The sequence below is a fragment of the Sporosarcina koreensis genome, assembly GCF_001531445.1.
In the GTDB taxonomy this organism is placed as follows: Bacteria; Bacillota; Bacilli; order Bacillales_A; family Planococcaceae; genus Sporosarcina; species Sporosarcina koreensis_C.
The window spans coordinates 1-243 of sequence record NZ_LQYA01000240.1; the positions used below are offsets into that span (position 1 = coordinate 1).

Consider the following 243-nt stretch of genomic DNA (forward strand, 5'->3'; position numbering starts at 1 on the left):
GTAACCCTTACGGGAGCCAGCCGCCGAAGGTGGGACAGATGATTGGGGTGAAGTCGTAACAAGGTAGCCGTATCGGAAGGTGCGGCTGGATCACCTCCTTTCTAAGGATATTTACGGAATATGAACCTTGGGTTCATACGTTGACGTTTTGCGTTCGGTTTTGAAGGTTCATCTTCTGATGACTTTCAAAACTTGTTCTTTGAAAACTGGATAAAACGACATTGAAGCAACAAAACATCAAGT

At 44.9% G+C, this 243-nt stretch carries 1 rRNA gene; it reads left to right on the forward strand.

The features are described 5' to 3' along the window. Positions 1-101 (forward strand): 16S ribosomal RNA (locus AWV70_RS20055); the annotation flags it as partial. Positions 102-243 lie beyond the last annotated feature (142 nt).